This is a genomic window from Lysobacter sp. P5_B9 (genome assembly GCF_054049835.1).
On sequence record NZ_JBFULP010000001.1, the window covers coordinates 968,164 to 989,845 of the forward strand.

At 66.6% G+C, this 21,682-nt stretch carries 13 protein-coding genes; 10 read left to right on the forward strand and 3 right to left on the reverse strand.

Going from position 1 to position 21,682, the window contains the following annotated elements; genetic code table 11:
- Positions 1 to 9: 9 nt before the first annotated feature.
- The 5 genes from gyrA (at position 10) to ACXJJ9_RS04715 (ending at position 12,099) form a co-directional block, all read left to right on the forward strand.
- Entirely contained in the window at positions 10 to 2,664 is a 2,655-nt protein-coding gene (gene gyrA, locus ACXJJ9_RS04695) for a DNA gyrase subunit A (RefSeq protein WP_457096040.1), read from the forward strand.
- Between the two features lie 316 nt (positions 2,665 to 2,980).
- Positions 2,981 to 7,915 (forward strand): alpha-2-macroglobulin family protein, encoded by a 4,935-nt coding sequence (locus tag ACXJJ9_RS04700; protein ID WP_457096163.1) that lies wholly within the window; start codon positions 2,981 to 2,983, stop codon positions 7,913 to 7,915.
- 158 nt (positions 7,916 to 8,073) lie between these two features.
- The gene (pbpC, locus tag ACXJJ9_RS04705; protein ID WP_457096164.1) at positions 8,074 to 10,524 is read left to right on the forward strand and encodes a penicillin-binding protein 1C; all 2,451 of its coding nucleotides are present in this window, start codon (positions 8,074 to 8,076) and stop codon (positions 10,522 to 10,524) included.
- 157 nt (positions 10,525 to 10,681) lie between these two features.
- Positions 10,682 to 10,990 carry a PepSY domain-containing protein gene (locus ACXJJ9_RS04710; protein ID WP_457096041.1) on the forward strand — a complete coding sequence of 103 codons (309 nt, stop codon included), beginning with the start codon at positions 10,682 to 10,684 and terminating at the stop codon, positions 10,988 to 10,990.
- Between the two features lie 311 nt (positions 10,991 to 11,301).
- Positions 11,302 to 12,099, forward strand: coding sequence for an amidohydrolase (locus ACXJJ9_RS04715; protein ID WP_457096042.1), 798 nt, complete (start codon positions 11,302 to 11,304; stop codon positions 12,097 to 12,099).
- A 30-nt stretch (positions 12,100 to 12,129) separates the two neighbouring features.
- On the opposite strand, the gene ACXJJ9_RS04720 is transcribed toward ACXJJ9_RS04715, so the two are convergent.
- Positions 12,130 to 12,882 (reverse strand): type 1 glutamine amidotransferase, encoded by a 753-nt coding sequence (locus tag ACXJJ9_RS04720; RefSeq protein WP_457096043.1) that lies wholly within the window; start codon positions 12,880 to 12,882, stop codon positions 12,130 to 12,132.
- Between the two features lie 93 nt (positions 12,883 to 12,975).
- Entirely contained in the window at positions 12,976 to 14,979 is a 2,004-nt protein-coding gene (locus ACXJJ9_RS04725) for a DEAD/DEAH box helicase (RefSeq protein ID WP_457096044.1), read from the reverse strand.
- 105 nt (positions 14,980 to 15,084) lie between these two features.
- Here ACXJJ9_RS04725 and ACXJJ9_RS04730 point away from each other — a divergent pair, with 105 nt between their 5' ends.
- The 5 genes from ACXJJ9_RS04730 (at position 15,085) to ACXJJ9_RS04750 (ending at position 20,797) form a co-directional block, all read left to right on the forward strand.
- Positions 15,085 to 15,534: a hypothetical protein gene (locus ACXJJ9_RS04730; RefSeq protein ID WP_310052418.1), complete on the forward strand. Its 450-nt coding sequence runs from the start codon at positions 15,085 to 15,087 to the stop codon at positions 15,532 to 15,534.
- Between the two features lie 94 nt (positions 15,535 to 15,628).
- On the forward strand, positions 15,629 to 17,188 hold the full coding sequence (locus ACXJJ9_RS04735) for a protein adenylyltransferase SelO (protein WP_457096045.1): 1,560 nt from the start codon (positions 15,629 to 15,631) through the stop codon (positions 17,186 to 17,188).
- A 90-nt stretch (positions 17,189 to 17,278) separates the two neighbouring features.
- A complete protein-coding gene (locus ACXJJ9_RS04740) occupies positions 17,279 to 17,923 on the forward strand; it encodes a hypothetical protein (RefSeq protein ID WP_457096046.1) in 645 nt (214 codons plus the stop codon).
- A gap of 290 nt (positions 17,924 to 18,213) precedes the next feature.
- On the forward strand, positions 18,214 to 20,091 hold the full coding sequence (locus ACXJJ9_RS04745) for an ATP-binding cassette domain-containing protein (RefSeq protein WP_457096047.1): 1,878 nt from the start codon (positions 18,214 to 18,216) through the stop codon (positions 20,089 to 20,091).
- A gap of 172 nt (positions 20,092 to 20,263) precedes the next feature.
- Positions 20,264 to 20,797 carry an SRPBCC family protein gene (locus ACXJJ9_RS04750; protein ID WP_457096048.1) on the forward strand — a complete coding sequence of 178 codons (534 nt, stop codon included), beginning with the start codon at positions 20,264 to 20,266 and terminating at the stop codon, positions 20,795 to 20,797.
- 15 nt (positions 20,798 to 20,812) lie between these two features.
- Here ACXJJ9_RS04750 and ACXJJ9_RS04755 read toward each other — a convergent pair whose 3' ends face one another.
- On the reverse strand, positions 20,813 to 21,646 hold the full coding sequence (locus ACXJJ9_RS04755; protein WP_457096049.1) for an SDR family oxidoreductase: 834 nt from the start codon (positions 21,644 to 21,646) through the stop codon (positions 20,813 to 20,815).
- Between the last annotated feature and the right edge of the window lie 36 nt (positions 21,647 to 21,682).

Below are 21,682 nucleotides of genomic sequence, written 5' to 3' on the forward strand. Positions count from 1 at the left end.
GGAACCCGAATGGCAGAACTCGCCAAGGAAATCATCCCGGTCAACCTCGAAGACGAGATGCGCCGCAGCTACCTCGATTACGCGATGAGCGTGATCGTCGGCCGCGCGCTTCCCGATGTCCGCGATGGTCTCAAGCCCGTGCATCGCCGCGTGCTGTTCGCGATGACCGAGCTCGGTGCGCACAGCAACAAGCCGTACTACAAGTCGGCGCGTATCGTCGGTGACGTCATCGGTAAGTACCACCCGCACGGCGACACCGCGGTGTACGACACGCTGGTGCGCATGGCGCAGCCGTTCTCGCTGCGCTACATGCTGGTCGACGGGCAGGGCAACTTCGGTTCGATCGATGGTGACTCCGCCGCGGCGATGCGTTACACCGAGGCGCGCATGTCGCGCCTCTCGCACGAGCTGATGGCGGACATCGACAAGGAAACCGTCGACTTCCAGCCCAACTACGACGAAAAGGAACTCGAGCCCACGGTCATGCCGACCCGGGTGCCGAACCTGCTCGTCAACGGTTCCGCCGGCATCGCGGTCGGCATGGCGACCAACATCCCGCCGCACAACCTCGGCGAAGTGGTCGATGCGACGATCGCGCTGATCGACGATCCCGCGATCGACATCGACGGGCTGATGCACTACATCCCCGGCCCGGACTTCCCGACCGCGGGCATCATCAACGGCGTCGGCGGCATCCAGCTCGCCTACCGTACCGGTCGCGGCCGCGTGCGCATGCGCGCCAAGGCCGACATCGAGGTCAACGAGGACACCGGCCGCGAAGCCATCGCGGTGACCGAGATCCCGTACATGGTCAACAAGGCGCGGCTGATCGAGAAGATCGCCGAGCTGGTGAAGGAAAAGAAGCTCGAGGGCATCAGCGAGCTGCGCGACGAGTCCGACAAGGACGGCATGCGCATCTTCATCGAGGTCAAGCGCGGCGAGTCCGCTGAAGTGGTGCTCAACAACCTCTATCAGCAGACGCAGATGGAGTCGGTGTTTGGCATCAACATGGTGGCGCTGGTCGACGGCCGCCCGCAGCTGCTGAACCTCAAGCAGATCCTCGAAGCCTTCGTGCGCCACCGCCGCGAAGTGGTGACGCGCCGGACGATCTTCGAACTGCGCAAGGCCCGCGCCCGCGCGCATATCCTCGAAGGCCTCACCGTCGCGCTGGCCAACATCGACGAGATGATCGAGCTGATCAAGACGTCGGCGAACCCGAACGAGGCGCGCGACCGCATGCTGGCGCGCACGTGGGAGCCGGGCCTGGTCGGTGCGTTGCTGGCCGCCGCCGGCGCCGAAGCTTCGCGTCCGGAAGATCTGCCGAACGGCGTCGGCCTGATCGATAGTCGCTACCAGCTGACCGAGGCCCAGGCCCAGCAGATCCTCGAGATGCGCCTGCACCGCCTCACCGGGCTGGAGCAGGACAAGCTGACAGAGGAATACAAGCAGCTGCTCGACACCATCCGCGGCCTGATCGAGATCCTCGAGAACCCGGCCGTGCTGCTCGACGTGATCCGCACGGAGCTGCGCAACCTCAAGGAAGAATTCAACGACCCGCGCCGCAGCGAGATCCGCGCGTCGGAAGAAGACCTCGACATCCTCGACCTGATCGCGCCGGAAGACGTGGTCGTGACGCTGTCGCACTCCGGTTACGCCAAGCGCCAGCCGGTCAGCGCCTACCGCGCGCAGAAGCGCGGCGGCAGGGGCCGCAGTGCGGCGTCGACCAAGGACGAGGACTTCATCGACAAGCTCTGGCTGGTCAACACCCATGACACCTTGCTGACCTTCACCAGCGCCGGTCGCGTGTTCTGGCTGTCCGTGCACCAGCTGCCGGATGCCGGTCCGAACGCGCGCGGCCGCCCGATCATCAACTGGATCCCGCTGGAAGCCGGCGAGCAGGTCCAGGCGGTGGTGCCGGTGCGCGAGTACGCGGAAGGCAAGTACGTCTTCTTCGCCACCCGCAATGGCACGGTCAAAAAGACCCCGCTCACCGAGTTCGCCTTCCGCCTGCAGAAGGGCAAGATCGCGATCAACCTCGACGAGGGTGACGCGCTGGTCAACGCGGAGCTGACCGATGGCACCCGCGACATCATGCTGTTCGCAAGCAACGGCAAGGCCGTGCGTTTCGCCGAGAGCGAAGTGCGCTCGATGGGCCGCACCGCCACCGGCGTGCGCGGCATCCGCCTGGCCGAAGGCGAAGGCGAGGGCGAGGGCGACGAGGCTCCGACCGGCGCCAAGGTCGTCAGCCTGATCGTGGTCGACGGCGACGGCGACATCCTCACCGCCAGCGAACGCGGCTACGGCAAGCGCACCCCGGCCGAGGAATACCCGCGCAGGGGACGCGGCACCCAGGGCGTGATCGCGCTCAAGACCACCGAGCGCAACGGCCTGCTGGTCGGCGCGGTGCAGCTGTCCGACCACCACGAGGTTCTGCTGATTTCCGATGGCGGCACCCTGGTGCGCACGCGCGCGGCGGAGATCTCGCAGGTCAGCCGCAACACCCAGGGCGTCACCCTGATGCGGATGGCGGCGGACGAAACCCTGCAGGCGATCGAACGGCTGGACGCGTCGCTGGACGACGAGGGCGATGGCGAATCCGTTGCCACGCACGGGGTGGAAATCGCCGCGCACGGCTCCGAAGCGACGATGGATCCGGTCGACTGATCCGGGTCGGTTCCGGGCCCTGGAAACGCCGCCTTCGGGCGGCGTTTTCTTTTCCGGACCAGGCCCGGAAGCCCTTGGCCGTCGCGACCGGTAAACCGCGTAACTGCTCTTCTTTGGGTTACTGCAGGCGCGACGTGGCAATGCTAAACGTCAGTTCACTGGCGTGCTTCCTGCTACCGCTCGACGCCATTGTGTGACGTGGCTCCGGTTCTATACGCTTGTGCGCAAACCTGGGGAGAGTCGCATGAAGCGCGTTCGGTGTCGGGATGGATCCTTGCGGTCCCGTTTGTCTTCCGTTCGCCTGCAGTGGCATGGCATGTTCGTGCTGGCGCTGCTTGCCCTGTCTGTCGTTGGCGGGTGCAAGCGCGAGGCCACTGGCCAGCTCCCCGAAGTTACCGGCGAGAAGATCGCGGGCAAGCGGGAAGCCGTGAAGGGCTTCGGCCTGCTCGCTGCCTACCCCGACCAGAAGGACGACGATGAACTTGCCCTCGCGCTGGAGTTCAGCCGGCCGCTGGTGGGTTCGCAGGAATTCGACTCACTGATCGCCGTCACCGACAAGGAAGGTGCGCCGGTCAAGGGCAGCTGGGTGCTCGATGACGAGGGCGATGACGAGGCCAGGGTCCTGCGCTTCCCGCACGTGGAAGCCAGCAAGGAGTACGTCGTCACGATCAAGGCAGGGTTGACCGCCGCAGACGGCAACCGCCTGGGCAAGGAAGAGAAACGCACGGTCTACACCGGCCCCCTCGAGCCTGTCGTCGGCTTCGCATCGCAGGGCAGCGTGTTGCCGGCCCGTGAGAGCCGCGGCCTGCCGGTGGTATCGGTGAACGTGCCGGAAGTCGACGTCGAATTCCTGCGGATCAGGGAGAAGGACCTGCCCAGGTTCTTCTCCGAATTCCAGCGCGGTGGCCGCCGCAGCGCGTGGGACCTCGAGCGCGACTATTCCTGGGACGACGATGCAGGCGTCCAGCACAGCCGCGCGCCGCTGTCGGAGCTTGCCGAGCCCGTATACGTCAACCGCTTCGTGCTCGGCGGCAAGAAGAACGAGCGCGTGCTGACCTACCTGCCGCTGCAGGACATCGAAGAACTGCAGGCGCCGGGCCTGTACTTCGCGGTGATGAAACGCACCGGCACGTTCAAGGAGGAGTTCGATACCGCCTTCTTCACCGTAAGCGACCTGGGCCTGCATGCGCGCGCCTACAAGGACAGATTGTTCGTACACGCCGCCTCACTCGAAACCGGCGGCGCCATCAGCGGCGTGGAACTGAAGATCCTCAACGGCGCGGGCGAGCCGGTGATGAAGTCGGCGACCGACCGCAACGGCAACGCCATGCTCGACTACAAGCTCGACGCCGCGCACGTGCTGATCGCCCAGCGCGGCGGCGATGTGTCGATGCTGCCGTTCAACCAACCGGCGCTGGACCTTTCCGAGTTCGCCGTGGCCGGTCGCGAACAGGCCTGGTTCGACGTCTTCGCCTGGTCCGGCCGTGACCTCTATCGCCCCGGGGAAACCGCGCGCCTGTCCGCATTGCTCCGCGACCAGGATGGGCAGCCCGTTGCGGTCAAGGGCAAGGCACTGCAACCCGTGTTCGTGCGCTACGTGCAACCGGATGGCAAGACGTTCCTGGAAACGAAGCTGCAGCCCGACGCGCAGGGCTTCATCTGCCATGCGCAGGTGATCCCGGTCGATGCGGCCACGGGCCGCTGGCGGGTGGAATTCCGCACGGATCCCGTCAGCAAGGAAGCGGTGCAGGGCATGACCCTGCGCGTGGAAGAGTTCCTGCCCGAACGCATGAAGCTGGATCTCGCGGCGCAGGACATCATCAAGCCCGGCGAACCGTTGCGGCTGCTGGCAACCGGTGCCTACCTGTATGGCGCGCCCGCGGCATCCAACCGCTTCACGGCAAAACTCACCGTCGCCGTCGAGCAGCATCCGCTTGAACAGATGCCCGGCTGGTTCTTCGGCGATCCCACGCTGGCCCTGCCGAAGGAGGCCAAAGACGTCATCGATACCCAGCTCGATGCCGAAGGCAAGTTGCAGCAGGACATCCCACTCCCGGCCGAGGCCAGGCCGGTCAGCACCATCGCCGCGATGCTCACCGGCAGCGTGTTCGAAACCGGGGGGCGCAGCGTCAACCGCAGCGTGAAGCGCGTGCTGTGGCCAGCCGATGCGCTGGTCGGCGTGCGACCGTTGTTCGACGACAAGGAAGGCGCCGATTCCAATGCAAATGCGGTTTTCCAGCTGAGCCGCTTCGGCAGCGACGGCAAGGTCCGGCCCGGCAAGGGGCTGCGGGTGACGCTGGTGCGCGAGCATCGCGATTACCACTGGAACTGGAGCGACGACAACTGGGACTACGACTTCACCCGCCGCTATGAAGACATCACGACACGCGTGGTCGATGCGGGGACATCGCCGGCAAAGATCGATTTTCCGGTGGAGTGGGGCGAGTACCGCCTCGATGTCTACGATCCCGCGACCAGGCTCACCACGCGCTACCCGTTCAAGGCCGGCTGGAGCTGGAGCGACGAGAACCGCGGCCTCGATGCCCGGCCCGACAAGGTCAAGCTCGCCCTGGACAAGACCGGTTACAAGGCAGGCGACCAGCTCAAGGTCACGCTGACGCCGCCGCATGAAGGCAAGGGCCTGCTGATGATCGAAAGCGACCATATGCTCTACGTGCAGGACATCGAAGCGAAAGCGGGCAGCACGTTCGAGATCCCGGTTACGAAGGATTGGGAACGCCATGACGTTTATGTCACCGCGCTGGTGTTCCGTGGCGGCAGCGCCACGGACAAGGTCACGCCCGCACGCGCGGTGGGTATCGCGCACGTGCCCATGGATCGTCGCGACCGCACCGTCGCCGTGGGCCTTGCCGTGCCCAAGCAGATGCGCCCCGAGCGCGACCTGCCGGTGACGGTGAGCGTCCCGCAGCTGGCGGGGGAGGAAGCGTTCGTGACCGTGTCCGCGGTCGATGTCGGCATCCTCAATATCACGCGTTTCCCGGTGCCCGATCCCAGCTCGCACTTCTTCGCCCAGCGTCGCCTTGGCGTGGATGCATACGACGTCTACGGACGGGTGATCGAAAGTTTCGAGGGCGGCACGGCAAAGATCCGTTTCGGTGGCGACATGGCGCCGCTGGCGTTGCCGCAGGCCCGCCGTCCGACGGCGCATGTGCAGACCGTCGATCTGTTCAGTGGCCCCGTGAAGCTCGATGCGAAAGGGCTGGCGCGGGTGAAGCTGGCGGTTCCGGACTTCAACGGCACGCTGCGCGTTTCGGCAGTGGTCTACTCGGGCAACAGATACGGCAGCAAGGACAACGAGACCGTCGTGCGTGCGCCAGTGCTCGCCGAAGCAAGCCTGCCGCGCGTGCTGGCGCCCGGCGACCGCAGCAGCGTGACGTTGGACCTGCAGAACTTCACCGGCAAGAGTGGCGACTTCAAAGTGCGACTCGATGGCATCGGCCCGTTGTCGCTCAGTGACGCGACGCGCACAGCCAGGCTCGCCGTCGATGGCAAGACGACTTACACCTTCCCGCTGGCTGCGCGCGAGGGCTACACGACGGCGCAGGTACGCGTGCGCGTGAATGGCAACGGCTATAGCGTCGACCGCAAGTACGACGTGCCGGTGCGTCCGGGCTGGTCGCAGGTCATGCGCTCGCGGACGCGCGTTCTCAACGAACTTGCGGCGGTGCAACTCGGCACCGACCTGACCGACGGCCTGATGCCCGGTTCGGTGCAGGCGCGCATGGTGGTCAGCGCACTGCCGCCGATTCCGTTCGCCGCCGCGCTGGAAGACGCGTTGAAGTATCCCTACGGCTGCGCCGAGCAGACCACGAGCAAGGGCTACGCCGCACTGGAACTGGATGAGGCCACCGCGAACATGCTCGGCGTAACCGGGCTCGGTGCGAAACAGCGGCGTGAGCGCATGGAGGGCGCCTTCGGGCGACTGGCCTCGATGCAGGTCAGTTCGGGTCACTTCTCGATGTGGGGCGATGGCGACTACGTCAACCAGACACTGACGCCGTACATCGCTGAATTCCTGCTGGATGCGCGCGAGGCCGGATTCGCCGTGCCCGAGGCAATGCTGCAGAAGACCCTGAAGGCGCTGAACGAGGATTTGCTCGCGGGCGGTGCACCGTTCTATGGCTACGACAACCGCGACCATCTCAAGTTCGCCTACCAGGCACACGCCGGCTACGTGCTTGCGCGCGTCAACCGCGCGCCGCTCGGCACGCTGCGGGCGCTGTACGACAACAGTCGCAAGCAGAGCTTGACGGGCCTGCCGCTGGTGCACCTGGGACTGGCCCTGTCGCTGCAGGGCGACAAATCCCGTGGTGCCAAGGCCATAGCCATGGGCTTTGCCATGGACCCGAAAAACCGTCCGGTGTATCTCGCCGACTACGGCACGCGCCTGCGCGATGACGCCCTGATGATCGCGTTGCTGCACGAGCGCGGTTACGCGAGTCCGGAGTACGACACCCGCGCGGTCTCGCTGGGACGCGAACTCGACGCACGCCGTAGCGAGCGTTGGTTCTGGCTGAGCACGCAGGAGCAGGTGGCCCTGGCGCGGCTTGGCAAGGCCTTGATGGCCGACCAGAAGAAGATGGTGTCGGGCCAGTGGAAGGTGGGCGCGGAAACCTCCGACGTCGCGGCGACGCGCATCACCGGGCGGGTTTTCGACCATGACGCCCTGGCGCGGGGCGTGAGTTTCGTGCCGCAGGGCCAGCCGCCGCTGTATGCCAGCCTCGAGGTTGCCGGCATACCGCGCAACGCGCCCGAGCCGGACGCCAGCGTCGTGTCGGTCGCGCGCAAGTACTACAACACCGACGGCAGCGAATGGAGTGGCGGCACCCTGGAGGAAGGCGACAGTCTGATCGTGCAGCTCACCATCAAGAGCAGCGTCAACATGCCCGACGCCCTGGTGACGGACCTGTTGCCGGCGGGCCTGGAGATCGAAAACTTCAACCTGGGCGATGCCAAGCAGTGGGCCGGCGTGGTCGTGGACGGCATCGAGATTGCCGATCGCGACGAGGCGGCGGAAGTGCGGCACGAGGAGTATCGCGACGACCGCTATGTCGCTGCGTTGAAGCTCAGCACCTACGACACGGCGCGATTGTTCTACCTGGTACGCGCGGTGACTCCGGGTACATACACCGTGCCGCCCTCGCTGGTCGAGGACATGTACCGTCCCAACATGCGCGGCGTCGGCAAGGCGAGTCCGGCGATGCTGACGGTGAAGCAGCCCGGGCGGTGAGCCGAATTCTGTGTCGTGCTCTCCAACCCAACGAAACGAGCCGTGGGTTGGAGGGATGGCCGGAATGAAAGGGATCGTCATCCCGGCGAAAGCCGGGATCCATTTTGCTGGTGTCGTTGCTTCCAATGTTCAAGAGAAAAGGCAACAGCAAGGTCAAAATGGATCCCGGCTCGCGCCGGGATGACGGGCAACAGCGGCATCGCGAAGGCACGGTGGGCGAGGACACTGCCTTCCGTTCCTTCGGAAGACTCCGCATCCACCGCCGCTTCCCGCTCCAATTCGCGCTGGCCGCATTGCTGCTCATCACCGCAGCCATGCTGCTGGACCTGGCGTTCCCATTGCCGCTGCCACGCGAACGCGATGCCGGCGCCGTGGTGCTCTCGCGCGAAGGCACACCGCTGCGGGCCTTCGCCGATCGCGGTGGCATCTGGCGTTACCCCGTCACCACCGCACAGGTCTCGCCGCTTTATCTGCAGGCGTTGCTTGACTACGAAGACAGATGGTTCTGGCACCACGCTGGCATCAACCCGGTCGCGCTGCTGCGTGCCGGCGGCCAGTGGCTGCGCAACGGCCGCGTCGTCTCGGGCGGGTCCACGCTGACCATGCAGGTCGCGCGCATCCTCGACACTTCGGCCAATGGCAGGTTCGCGCGTACGCCCTGGGGCAAGCTCAAGCAACTGGGACGCGCGATCCAGCTCGAGGTCCACCTGGACAAGCGCGAGATCCTCACGATCTACCTCAATCGCGCGCCTTTCGGTGGCACGGTTGAAGGCATCGAAGCCGCGAGCTGGGCCTATCTGGGCAAACCCGCCGCACGCCTCTCGCACGCCGAAGCCGCATTGCTTGCGGTACTGCCGCAATCGCCCAGCCGGTTGCGACCCGATCGCGAGCCCGAACATGCACGCCTTGCCCGCGACAAGGTCATCGCCCGCATGGCCAGCCTGGGTGTGTGGTCGCCACAGGACATCCGTGACGCGCGCATGGAGCCCGTCGTCGCGCGCTCCCTGCAGCCACCACATCATGCCTCGTTGTTGGCGCAACGGCTGCGTGTTGCCAATCCCAGGGCAGTCCGTATCGACTCCACCATCGATATCGATCTGCAACGCACGCTGGAAGAACGTGTGTCCGCCTATTTTTCCGATCTTCCCGAGCGGACGTCCGCCGCGTTGCTGGTGGTCGACAACGCCACGCTGGAAGCGCGCGCCTACGTTGGCTCGGTCGAGTTCGCGGACAAGGCACGCCTCGGTCATGTCGACATGGTCAAGGCGTGGCGTTCGCCGGGTTCAACGCTGAAGCCATTCCTCTACGGTCTCGCCCTCGACGACGGGCTGATCCATTCCGAAAGCCTGCTCGTCGATGCGCCGCAGGCGTTCGGCGACTACCGGCCCGGTAATTTCGACATGGCCTTCAATGGGCCCGTCGGCGCGGCCGAAGCATTGCGCCTGTCCCTGAACGTGCCGGCTGTCGACCTGCTCGATCGCGTCGGTCCCTCACGCTTCGCTGCGCGCCTCGCGAATGCAGGGATCGACTTGAAATGGCCTGATGGCGGCAAGCCCAATCTCGCCATGATCCTCGGCGGCACCGGTGCGCGTCTGGAAGATCTCGTCGGCGCATACGCCGCATTGAACCGCGAAGGCGTCGCGGGACACGTGCGCTACCAGCCAGGCGCGCCGCGCGTTGAGCGGCGCCTGCTGTCGCCCGGTGCGGCATGGATCATCCGCGACACGCTGGAGGCAAATCCGCGTCCCGGCAGCGTCGCCGACACCTTCGAGCAATACGGCCGGCCGCGCGTAGCGTGGAAGACGGGCACCAGTTACGGATTCCGCGATGCATGGGCGTTGGGCAGCACGCGGCGCTACACGGTGGGCGTGTGGGTGGGGCGACCCGATGGCACGCCGCTGCCTGGCCAGTATGGAGTGGTGACGTCGCTGCCCCTGCTGTTCGAGGTCATCGACAGCCTGCCGGGGCAGCATGGCGATGGCGCGCTGCGGCCGCCGCCGCGCAACGTCGTGCAGATCGACATCTGCTGGCCACTCGGGCTGCCACCCGATCCCCAGGCACCGCAGCTATGCCGCAAGAAGCTGAAAGCGTGGACGCTCGACGGCGTCGTCCCGCCGACCTTCGCCGAACGCGATGCCCGGCTGTGGAACGCGGGTCGTGAGCGGTTCGATGTCGACGCCCACTCGGGCCTGCGCCTGTCCGCCGACTGTGCCAGACCGCATCAACGGCGCGCTGGCGAAATCGCGCGTTGGCCGGCATTGGCCTCGCCGTGGTTGTCGGCGGAAGCGCGCACCGCGGCCCGGCCCCCGGCGCTTTCGGCCGACTGCGCGCCGGACGGGCGCGATTCCAGCGAAGAACTGCGCATCGAAGGCATCAACGATAAGGCCACCCTCGCGCGCGCGCCCAACAGCACCCATCCCTTGCGCCTGTCGGTGCGGGCCATCGGCAGCGAGGCGCGCATCCGCTGGCTCCTGGATGGGCGTTTCATCGGCGAGTCCCAGGGCGCGGGCGCCTTCCTCCACGACTTTGGCGACCCGGGCGTGCATGCGCTGACGGCGCTTGCGGACAGCGGTGCCTGGTCACGCGTGGAATTCCGCGTGTTGCGCTGAGCTCGGGTCGCGAACGACAAGCTGGGATTTCTTGCCGCTTACGCGGTTTTCAATGCCACACAACTACTAGCAAGGTTCACACCGTAATCTCACGCCAAGAAGTACGTTCCGTACCGCGTCACTTCCGGGTAGCAAGGGGGCGTACGGAGAAAGGCATATGCAAAAGCGACTTTCGACAATTGCGGTAGTGCTCGCCGCGCTCCTGTTCGGCTCGGTCGGTGCGGCAGCTGCGCAATACAGTGAAAAAGGAAGTGAGCTGACCAGCGCACAGGTCAAGTCCAAGCTGGAGGCGGCCGGCTATTCCAATGTTCACGGTATAGAGCGTGAGGGGGCACACTTTGATGCCGACGCATCGAAGGACGGCAAACCCGCGCATCTTCATGTGGACGCGAAGAGCGGTGCCGTCACGGTGGTTACCAATGAATCGGAAGAATCGGAAGAGCACGAATCGGACCATCGGCCGTAGCGGCGGCTAGCCATGGTGCATGGCGCTCCAATCATGTGTTGAGGGCCAGCTTCGCTGGCCCTTCGCGTTCATGTGCGGGGCTCGGTACCGGTCTCCGCTCCGGGCGGGAGGGCCCCGCCGCTGGGAGCGCGCCAGGGAATCTTCACCTCAGGGATTCTCGGCGAGCACGCGCGTCAGTAGGGTCAGTGCTTCGTTGGTGTCCGTCCTGGTGGCGGTATTGGTCGCGCCACGCGAGGTCAAGTTGCTGCGCGCTGACCGACCGGGAATTCCGAGGGCGTGACGGTCCAACGGCGGCGCGATAAAGTTGAGCCATGAAAAACCTCCGCGTATCCCTGATCCAGGGCGAGACCCGTTGGCATGATCCGGCCGGCAACCGTGACTACTACGCCGGCCTGATCGAACCCCTGCACAACACCACCGACCTGGTGATCCTGCCGGAGACGTTCACCAGCGGGTTCAGCAATGAAGCCATCACCGATGCCGAGACCATGAATGGGCCGACGGTGGAGTGGCTGCGGCGGCAGGCCGACAGCATCGATGCCGCCATCTGCGGCAGCGTGCAGATACGCGCGGAGCAGGGCGTCTTCAATCGCATGCTGTTCGTGAAGCCGGATGGCGAGGTCCAGAGCTACGACAAGCGCCACCTGTTCCGCTATGCCAGGGAGCACGAACGCTTTGCGGCCGGACGCGAGCGGTTGACGGTGGAGTGGAAGGGATGGCGCATCTGCCCGCTGGTCTGCTACGACCTGCGGTTTCCGGTGTATTCGCGCAATCGCTTCAATGTCGAGCGCGAAGACATGCTCGATTACGACCTGCTGATCTACGTCGCCAACTGGCCCGCTGCGCGCAGCTACCCGTGGAAGACATTGCTGCGCGCGCGCGCGATCGAGAACCTGTGCTACGTCGCGGGCGTCAATCGCGTCGGCACCGACGGCAACGGCCTGGCCTATTCCGGTGACAGCGCGATCATCGACTTCCTGGGCCACCCGATCACCGAGGCGGCGGACGAGGAAGTGGTGTCGACGATGCTGCTGCAGGCGGCGCCGCTGATCCAGCACCGGGAGCATTTCCCGGCGATGCTCGACGGCGACAGCTTCGAGCTGCGCTGAAACCAGGCGACCCGGCGATGCACGGGCCGATCAGGCCCATTCGCGCGAAGGCAGGGTGTGGCGTCGCTGGGGTCGGCCCACGAGATCGAGGAAGTTGTTGAACACCGCGTCGGCGTGCCGCTGCATGGTCGCGATGTGCGCCCGCGTCTGCGTGCGGATCGCGGCGTCATCGGTATGGCCGAGCTCCGCCAGTTCGGCCCGATAGCCGGGATTGGCCAGCCAACGTTCGATCAGCGGTTCGTCCATCTCCAGGTGGAACTGGAAGCCGTAGGCGTTGTCGCCATGGCGGAAAGCCTGCGATTCACAGCCGTCGGTCCGCGCGAGGTGTGAAGCGCCCTGCGGGATCTCGAAGCGATAGCTGTGCCATTGGAACACCTGGATGCCGTCGCCCAGCGGCGCGAGCACCGGGTCGCGACGTCCGGCCTCCGTGGTCCGCAGGCGATACCAGCCGATCTCCGGTTCGGGATTGCGTTGCACCGGTGCGCCCAGGACGTGTGCCAGCAGTTGCGCGCCCAGGCAGATCCCCAGCACCGGCTTGTCCTGCGCCAGCATGCGTTCGATCGCACGCAGTTCGGTGCGCAGGTGCTGGCGGTGCGCCCGGTCTTCCACGTTCATCGGTCCGCCCAGCACGACCAGGCCGCGGTAGCGGTCGACGTTGGGTTCCGCTTCGGGCTGCCGTTCGAAATTGGCGAAACGGATGCGGTGGCCGCGTCCGCGGATCAGGGGATCCAGCGTGCCCAAGGGCTCGGCCGCGACGTGCTGGAAGACGAGGATGCGGGACATGCCCGATAGGGTGCGGCAAGCCGGGCGTGCTTGCACGGCCGGCTGGTTATCAGGTCATGCCGCGGGGCGGAGCCGGGCTCCGCCGTTCTTGTTTTACCGGTGCGGATTACCGCGATGCGGCTTGCGCGGTCCGGCGCCATGCGGCTTGCCGCCGCGCGGGCCATCGAAGCGACGCGGCGGTCGTGCGTCGCCGTCGTCATCGCGGCCGTGCGGATGCGCCTCGCCATCGCGGCTGATGCGCAGCGGCTGGCCCGCGACGCGCACGCGCTTGAGGTGGTCCATGATCTCGCGCGGCATGCCCTCGGGCAGGTCGATCAGACTGAAGTCGTCGCGGATGTCGATGCGGCCGATGTAGCGGCTCTCGAGCTCCGCCTCGTTGGCGATGGCACCGACGATGTTGCCGGGCTTCACGCCATGGCGATGGCCCACCTCGATACGGAAGGTTTCCATGCCCGCTTCGGGGGCGCCGTGCTCGCGATGTTCGCGCGGCGGACGCGGCGCGCTTGGCGCGTCATCGTTGAAGAACGACTCCGCCGCGTTGTGGCGGCTGGCCGGTGCGGCGGAAGCGGGGGCGGAGGTGGCCGGGGCCCAGTCGCTGCTGCGCTCCGGTCGCGGCCGTTCGCGGTCGAACTTGCTACCGGGCCGGCGTTCGGCACCGTGGCGATCCTGACCGCCACGCGAGTCGCCGAACGGGGCCCTGTCGAAGCCGGACTTCTCGAAGCCGCCACCTTCGCGATGCGGACGCAGCTGCTGCGCCGTGACCTGCAGCAGCAGCGGCATGTCGCCCTGCACCAGCTTGGCCAGGGCGGCGGCGATCTCCACCGCCGGGACGTTCTGCTCGCGCTCGTAGCGCTCGACCAGGTCGCGGAACATCGCCAGTTCCGTGCTTTCCAGGGCGGTGGTGATGCGGCCGAGGAACTTCGACACGCGCTGCTCGTTCACCGTCTCGATGCTGGGCAGCTCCATCTGCTCGATCGGCTGGCGGGTGGCGCGCTCGATCGCGCGCAGCATGCCGCGTTCGCGCGGGGCGACGAACAGGATCGCCTCGCCCTTGCGGCCCGCACGGCCGGTGCGGCCGATGCGGTGGACGTAGCTCTCGGTGTCGTAGGGGATGTCGAAGTTCAGCACATGGCTGATGCGCTCCACATCGAGGCCGCGCGCGGCCACGTCGGTGGCGACCAGCACGTCGATGCGGCCGTCCTTGAGCTGGGCGATGGTGCGCTCGCGCGCCTTCTGGTCCATGTCGCCGTTGATGGCGGCGGCGGAAATGCCACGCGCGGACAACTTGTCGGCCAGTTCCTGGGTGCCGAGCTTGGTACGCGCGAACACGATCATCGCGTCGTAGGGTTCGGCTTCGAGGATGCGGGTCATCGCATCGAGCTTGTGCACGCCGCTCACTGCCCAGTAGCGCTGGCGGATGTTGGCGGCGGTGGTGGTCGTGGTCTTGATCGCGACCTCGACCGGCTGGCGCAGGTAGGTCTGCGCGATGCGCTTGATCTGCGACGGCATGGTCGCCGAGAACAGGGCGACCTGGCGCGTCTCGGGAACCTTCTTCAGCACGGCCTCGACGTCGTCGATGAAGCCCATGCGCAGCATCTCGTCGGCTTCGTCGAGCACCAGGCAGCGCAGCTGCGAGAGGTCGAGCGAGCCGCGATTGAGGTGGTCGATCACACGCCCGGGTGTGCCGACCACGACCTGCACGCCGCGCTTGAGCGCCGCCAGCTGCGGGGTGTAGCTCTGGCCGCCGTAGATCGGCAGCACATGGAAGCCGGGCAGGTGGTTGGCGTACTTCTGGAAGGCTTCGGCGACCTGGATCGCCAGCTCGCGCGTCGGCGCCAGCACCAGCGCCTGCGGCTTCTGCTGGGCGGGATCGATGCGGGCCAGGATCGGCAGGGCGAAGGCCGCCGTCTTGCCCGTGCCGGTCTGGGCCGTGCCCAGCACGTCCTGTCCGGCCAGCAACGGCGGAATCGTGGCGGCCTGGATGGGCGAGGGGCTTTCGTAGCCGACATCGGCCAGGGCCTTGAGCAGCGGCTCGGGCAGGCCGAGGTCGGTGAACTTGATGGACGTTGCGTCCGAGGGGGAATCTGGGGCGCTCATGGCGGCCTCGATGGCGCCGGCGCATGGGCCGGTCTGGGTGGCTATTGTAGCGGTTGGCGTATGAGCTCCGGCTCCACAACCTCGGCACCCCCACAGGAGTAGCCCATGAATCCGCAATGGAACGACGATGTCCGCGAGATTCCGAGCGTGATCCGCGCGATCTACGAATGCATCTCCGGCCCGGCCGGCGCACCGCGCGACTGGGAGCGCTTCCGCTTCCTGCATCGGCCGGAAGCCCTGAGCCTGCGCACGGTGGTGCAGCCTGACGGCTCGACTCGTGCGCATGTGTTCGACCAGGACAGCTACATCCGCGACGTCGAGCCGTTCTTCGCCGTCAACGACTTCTACGAGATCGACATCGCCCACCGCATCCAGCGTTTCGGCCAGGTCGCCCACGCCTGGAGCCTGTACGAAGCGCGCACATCGCCTGATTCGCCGGTGGTGCTCAAGCGTGGCGCCAACAGCATCCAGCTGTGCTTCGACCACGACCGCTGGTGGGTGGTCAGCACGATCTGGGACAACGAACGGGAAGGCGTGCGCTTCGATCTCTGGTGAAGCGCATCGCCGGCGGTCGAGCGGGAGCGGATCACGTCGAGCGAGATTCGTGCCCGCTACGATAGTCACTCGATCAGGAGGACGCGCTCGGCAGATGCTGGATGTCAGTTTCGACAATGCCTTCGTGCGCGAACTGCCGGGCGATCCGGAAGCCGGCGCGCGCATCCGCCAGGTGGAAGGCGCGCTGTGGTCGCGGGTTGCGCCCACCCCGGTGCAGGCACCGCGGGTGCTGGCGTACTCGCGCGAGATGGCCGCGGAACTGGGGCTGGACGAGGCAGACGTGCAATCCCCCGAATTCGCGCGCGTCTTTGGTGGCAACGCGCTGCTGCCCGGCATGGAGCCGTACGCAGCGAACTACGGCGGCCACCAGTTCGGTCATTGGGCCGGCCAGCTTGGCGACGGCCGCGCGATCACCCTGGGCGAAACGGTCAGCGCGAACGGCAGGCGGTGGGAGCTCCAGCTCAAGGGAGCAGGCCTGACGCCGTATTCGCGCACCGCCGACGGCCGTGCCGTGCTGCGCTCGTCGATCCGCGAGTTCCTGTGCAGCGAAGCGATGCATCACCTCGGTGTGCCGACCACGCGCGCGCTCAGCCTGGTCGGTACCGGCGAGATGGTGGTGCGCGACATGTTCTACGACGGGCATCCGAAGCCGGAGCCCGGCGCGATCGTCTGCCGCGTGGCGCCTTCGTTCCTGCGCTTCGGCAACTTCGAACTGCCGTATTCGCGCGGCGACCTGCTGCTGTTGCGGCAGCTGCTGGAATTCTGCATCCGCCGTGATTTCCCGGAGCTGGAAGGCGAGGGCGAGCAGCTGTACGCCACGTGGTTTGGCGAGGTGTGCGTGCGCACGGCGGTGATGATCGCGCACTGGATGCGCGTGGGCTTCGTGCACGGCGTGATGAACACGGACAACATGTCGATCCTCGGCCTGACCATCGACTACGGTCCCTACGGCTGGATCGACAACTACGACCCGGACTGGACGCCGAATACGACCGATGCGAACGGCCGCCGTTACCGCTTCGGCTGGCAGCCGAAGATCGCGTACTGGAACCTGATCCGGCTGGCGCAGGCGATTTCGCCGCTGTTCGAGGATGCGCAGCGCCTCAACGACGGCTTGCAGCGCTATGCCGATGTCTACACGCGCGAGGATCGCGACAACACCGCGCGCAAGCTGGGACTGGCGGAGTGCCGCGATGCGGACGTGGAACTGGTGCAGGAATTGCACACCCTGCTGGCGGATGCCGAAGTCGACATGACGTTGTTCTTCCGCGCGCTGGCGCAGGTCGATATTGCCGCTCCCTCCCCGGAACCGCTGGCGCACGCCTTCTACGACGAAGCCAAGCGCGACGCGGCAGGCCCGTCCTTCGATGCCTGGCTGGCGCGCTACGCAACCCGCGTGCAAGTGGACGCCGCGGACGCGTCCGTGCGGGCGGCCCGCATGAATGCGGCCAATCCCAGGTATGTGCTGCGCAACTACCTGGCCCAGCAGGCCATCGACCGGGCCGAGCAGGGCGACGTCACGGGCATCCACGAACTGCTGGATGTGATGCGGAGGCCTTATGAAGAGCAGCCCGGTCGCGAGGCATTCGCCGCCAGGCGACCGGATTGGGCGCGCCAGCGCGCGGGCTGTTCGATGCTTTCCTGCAGTTCCTGACGCATCCCCCGATCGGGGGAGCACGGCGGGTCCGCGAAGCCGGATTTTTTGGGCGCATCATCGTGGCGTCCCGGTTTCGGCGGGGGCTTCATGGCTGGCACGCCAACTCGATATCGGCCGGTCGCACGGCGCATGGCGTGCTGGCTGGCGGTCTGTCTTGTCGCGATGGCAGGTGGCGGCGGGGTGGCGAGCGCGGGTGGTCCCACCGATCGGGGCCACGTGGTGGGCACCCTGACGCGTGTTGACGCGAACAGCCATCGCCTGATCCTGAGCCGCGACACGCAGATCGGCAGCCGGGTGGGGGAGCGCGGCCCCGTGAATGTCTATTACGACACCCCGCTTGCGGCCAGCCCGGCTGGCGGCACGGCGTCGATCGCCGAACTCGCGCACGGCGACCGCCTGCTGGTGGAAGTCCGGAAGGTCGGGGCACGGCTGCAGGCCGGTGAGATACGCGTGCTGGCCACGACCACGGCGGATCACGTATGGGGGAGTTACCTGCACGGCACCGTCCACGAGATCCGCACGGGCACGCGCACGCTCCACGTCGACGAGGCGGACTCCCATATCTTCAATCGCATCGGTTACGACGCCGCGACGAAAGTCGAAGCTCTGGACGGAAAGCCGCTCGACGTCCTTGGCCTTGATGGCCAGGAAGTCGACATTGCCCTGCGGCGCAACGAACGCATCCCCATGGCGTCCAGGATCGTGGTGCTGGGTCCGGCCGCGACGCGTTGACGCTGCGCCGGGTGTGTGGGACGCACTCCGGAGAATTTGCTGAGCCGTGGAGCCCTCGCGGGCCGGCGCGGCTCAGCCGATGGGGCTCAGCCCTTGTTGGACTTCTTGTCCTGCTTTTCGGCGCGCTTTTCCTTCAGCGTCTTCGCCGGCTTCTTCTTCTGTTCCTTCTTCTTGTCGAGCCCTTTTGACATGGTGTCCTCCGCTGGACGTTGGATGTCGCGGCGATGTGCCGCGCGTCGGGATCAGTATGCGCCGGGAGCGGGGCATGCGGGACCGGTAGAATGGGGCATATGTCCCTGATCACTCTGCAAAACGTCGACTACGGTGTCGGCGGCCCGCTGCTGCTGGCAAATGTCGGCCTGTCCATCGATGCCGGCGAACGCATCGCCCTGATTGGCCGCAACGGCGCCGGCAAGTCCACGCTGCTCAAACTGCTGGCCGGCGACATCAAGCCCGATGATGGCGAAGTCCGCGTCGAGGGCGGGGTGCGTATCGCGCGCCTGGAGCAGGAAGTGCCGGCCGGTGCGGAGGGGGACGTGTGGGACGTCGTCGCCGCGGGCCTGGGCCAGCTCGGCGCCTGGCTGGCCGAATACCACCACCTCAGCCATGCCGACCACGTCGATACCGATGCGCTCGCCCGGGTCCAGTCGAAGATCGAGGACGCGGAAGGCTGGTCGCTCGACCAGCGCGTCACGGAGACGCTGACCCGCCTCGACCTCGACGGCGATGCGCTGTTCTCCGGCCTCTCCGGCGGCATGAAGCGGCGCGTGTTGCTGGCGCGTGCCCTGGTGTCGTCGCCCGACGTACTGTTGCTGGACGAACCGACCAACCACCTCGACATCGCCGCGATCGACTGGCTCGAAGGCTTCCTCAAGGCCTGGCCGGGTGCACTGGTCTTCGTCACCCACGACCGTCGTTTCCTGCGGGCGCTGGCCACGCGCATCGTCGAGATCGACCGCGGCCAAGTCACCAGCTGGCCGGGCGATTGGGCCAATTACGAGCGCCGCCGCGAGGAGCGCCTGAACGCCGAAGCGCAGGAGAATGCCCGCTTCGACAAGCTGCTGGCGCAGGAGGAAGTGTGGATCCGGCAGGGCATCAAGGCCCGCCGCACGCGCGACGAGGGCCGCGTGCGCCGGCTCAAGGCGATGCGCTCGGAGCGTTCGCAACGCCGCGACCTCACCGGCAACGTGCGCATGGAAGTGGCGCAGGGCGACGCCTCGGGACGCAAGGTCATCGAGTTGAAGGATGTGTCCTTCGGCTACGGCGCACAGGCCATCGTGAGCGAGCTGTCCACTGCGGTCATGCGCGGCGACCGCATCGGCCTGATCGGGCCCAACGGCAGCGGCAAGACCACGTTGCTGAAGCTGCTGCTGGGCGAGCTGGCGCCGACCTCGGGCGCAGTGAAGCTGGGCAGCAATATCCAGGTCGCCTACTTCGACCAGTACCGCGCCACGCTGCGCGAGGACTGGAATGCGATCGAGAACGTCGCCGAGGGCCGCGAGAGCGTCGAGATCAACGGTCGCCCGAAGCACATCATCGGCTACCTGCAGGACTTCCTGTTCACGCCGGAGCGCGCGCGCGCGCCGATCACGCGCCTTTCGGGCGGCGAGCGCAACCGCCTGCTGCTGGCGAAGCTGTTCGCGCAGCCGTCCAACCTGCTGGTGATGGACGAGCCGACCAACGACCTCGACGTGGAAACGCTGGAGCTGCTGGAAGACCTGTTGTCCGACTACCAGGGCACGCTGCTGCTGGTCAGCCATGACCGTGATTTCCTCGACAACGTCGTGACTTCGACGCTGGTGATGGAAGGCGCGGGCCACGTCGGCGATTACGTCGGCGGTTACACCGACTGGCTGCGCCAGCGGCCGGAAAGCGCGGCCTCCCTGCAAGCGGCCGCGAGGCCGGCAGCACAACCGGTGGCGTCGGCAACGCCCGCCCCCGCAGCGACGAAGCGCAAGCTCAGCTACAAGGACGCACGCGAACTCGAGCAGCTGCCGGTCCGCATCGAGGCCCTGGAGACCCGGCTTTCGGAGCTGACCGAGGCGATGAATGCCCCGGCTTTCTACCAGCGCGGCAGCGAGGGCATCGCGACCCACAACGCGGCGCTGGCCGCCACGCAGGCGGAACTGGATGCGGCCTACGCGCGCTGGGCCGAACTCGACGGCTGATCGTCCAGCCGGGCAGACATCGCGGCGCAGGAGACGGGACGCGTCGGCCCCAACTTCAGGCCGCGCATCAGCCCGTTCCACGTGCGGCCGGGTGTCGATCGGCTGTCCTGAGTCCACTTGCACGCCGCCGGACGCCGCGCGTTAATCGGCGCTCTGCCTCCGGGGATCGGCCATGCGAACCAGCATCGTGTTGACTGCGGCCATTGCCGCATTGGCGTGCGGCGCGGTGCGGGCGGAGGTCAAGGATTCGACGGCCAACGGATTCACCATCGAGAACTCGCAGGTCGTTCCGGTCGATACCAGGACCGCGTGGAGGGCGCTGGTCAACGACGTCGGCCGCTGGTGGCCCAAGGACCACACCTGGTGGGGCGATGCCGGCAAGCTCTCGATCCAGCCGCGTGCCGGTGGCTGTTTCTGCGAGATCAACGGCGCGCGGCAGGCATGGCACATGACCGTCACCTTCGTCGATCCGGAACACACATTGCGCATGACCGGCGGTCTGGGCCCGCTGCAGGGCATGGGCCTCGACGGTGCGCTGGAGTGGCGCCTGGCCAAGGTCGAGGGTGGCACGAAGATCACGCTGTGGTACCGCGCCGGCGGCTACACGCCGGACGACCTGCGCAAGTTCGTGCCGGTGGTGGACCAGGTGCAGGGGCTGCAGCTGGACGGCCTCGCCGACTACCTGCGCGCGCAGGCGAAAAAATGACGCGCCCTGGCGGCTTCAGCCGATGAAGCCGCCGCCGTTGACGTGGATGAACTGCCCGGTGACGTAACTGCTGTCGTCGCAGGCCAGGTAGACGTAGGCGGGGGCGACCTCACTCGGCTGCCCGGGCCGTTTTATCGGGGTGTTGGTGCCGAATTTCCGCTGTTCTTCCTTGTCCATGCTGGACGTGATCAAGGGTGTCCAGATTGGACCGGGTGCCACGCCATTCACACGTATTCCGCGTTCGATCAGGTTCTGCGCCAACGAGTAGGTAAGGGTCTCGATCGCGCCTTTGGTGGAGGCGTAGTCGATCAGGTGCTTGCTGCCGCGGAACGAAGTCACCGAGCCGGTGTTGATGATGATCCCGCCGTCACCGAGATGCTTCAGGGCATGGCGGATCAGGTAGAAATACGGATAGAAGTTGTTTTCGAAGGTGAGCCGAAGCTGCTCGCTGCTGATGTCCTCGGGCCTGTCCTGCGGTACCTGGTCTGCCGCATTGTTGACCAGCACGTCCAGGCGCCCCAGCTTGCTTACCGTTTCCTCCATCGCCGACTTGCAGAAATCGTCGGAGCGGAGGTCGCCGCGGATCAGCAGGCACCGGCGTCCTTCCCGGTCGATCATTGCCCGCGTGTCCTGGGCATCCTTGTCCTCGCTCAGGTAGACGATCGCGACATCGGCGCCTTCACGCGCGAAATGCACCGCCACGGCACGGCCGATGCCGCTGTCGCCCCCGGTGATCAGGGCGATCTTGCCTTCAAGCTTGCCGCTGCCGCGGTAGTTTTCACGAATTGTTTCCGGTTGCCGCTGCATCGGTCGCTGCTGCCCCGGCCTATTGATTTCCTGCGCGGACATGTTCGTTTTCCCATGCATTCCGTTTCGGCAATGCTT